Source organism: Rodentibacter sp. Ppn85 (assembly GCF_001999335.1).
Taxonomy (GTDB): domain Bacteria; phylum Pseudomonadota; class Gammaproteobacteria; order Enterobacterales; family Pasteurellaceae; genus Rodentibacter.
The window spans coordinates 1-1,150 of record NZ_MLHS01000082.1 but is presented as its reverse complement, the minus strand read 5'-3'; the positions used below and the strand labels follow the sequence as shown (position 1 = coordinate 1,150).

Below are 1,150 nucleotides of genomic sequence, written 5' to 3'. Positions count from 1 at the left end.
AGTCGGTTTGAGGCGGGAAAACTAAAGGTTTGCTGCTCAATCCTGCGGAAGAACGACGTTTAACGGGAATTATCGTTCAGCATAAAAGCGAATGGGCAAGGAGCCAATCAACCAAATTTAATGAGCTTATTGCGTTGGCACGAAAATTGAATGACAACGATGCAGCGGATAGAATTCAAAAACGGGTAAATGATTTGGTGATTGATTTGAAGGCGGCGGGATTTGATAGTGAGCGGAAGGCGTATTATATGCATCCGTTGGGGGTGATTGGGTGGTTGAGCATAAATAAAGAAGGTAGTTATATTACTTTAGAGCAACTAAATATATTATTCCCATCAGCTGATCTAAAAATAAAAGAAGAAATTTTATAAGGAATCCAGCAGAAGCTGATAGATATGGGAGAAATAAATATCATCCTGCAAATCAAATAGCAATAGCTAATTTAGCTTATTCCAATAGGAATGGTAATGGGGATGTTAATTCAAATGATGGGTGGAATTTTAGAGGAAAAGGGTTTATTCAATTGACAGGAAAAGGAAATTATAAAGAAGCACAAAAAGAAATTGATAAATATGCTAGTGATTCAGGAATTAATATTATAAATGAGCCAGATTCAATTCTAACAGTAAAAGGTGCAATGTTATCAAGTATGGGCTATTGGACTTCTCATGGACTAAACTCTATAGCAAATAATGGCTGTTCTGATAATGATGTAAATAATATTACAAATATAGTTAATTCATATACTGATTCTAAGTCAGAAAGACGTCATAACTTTTCTATAACAAAGAGGGTATGGAAATGCGAAGAGTAAATTTTATAATTCTATTTTCATTAGCATTGTTTTTTTCATCAATTTCATATGGTTCAAATTATTGTTTATTTAAGGACATTTCCTATGGAAATAGATTCTTTATTAAGATTTTTTTATTATCTAAAGACTGTCAATTAGATAATAAATCAAATTCTATTGTTAAATTGTTTGATGGCTATCAATTTATTAAGGAGTCAAGGTATATCTTTCCTAAAATAGAATCTAATAGTGATTATATTTTTGAAGGTGAAAGAGATTTAAGGGTTGATGGGGAGTTATTAGAATTAGAAATAGCCAAACCAAGCAGGGCAATGTCAGATGCTTATAGTTTTATAT

Annotated in this window: 2 protein-coding genes and 1 pseudogene; all 3 read left to right on the top strand. The window is 32.0% G+C overall.

All coding sequences use genetic code 11. The annotated features are described in order from the left end of the window. Positions 1-29 precede the first annotated feature (29 nt). On the top strand, positions 30-371 hold the full coding sequence (locus tag BKL51_RS11140) for a hypothetical protein (RefSeq protein WP_198930131.1): 342 nt from the start codon (positions 30-32) through the stop codon (positions 369-371). A 152-nt stretch (positions 372-523) separates the two neighbouring features. Continuing rightward, on the top strand, positions 524-814 hold the full coding sequence (locus tag BKL51_RS11135) for a hypothetical protein (protein WP_077466730.1): 291 nt from the start codon (positions 524-526) through the stop codon (positions 812-814). After that, positions 802-1,150 (top strand): annotated as a pseudogene (locus tag BKL51_RS11130) (hypothetical protein); the annotation flags it as partial. The gene BKL51_RS11135 and the pseudogene BKL51_RS11130, both read left to right, overlap by 13 nt.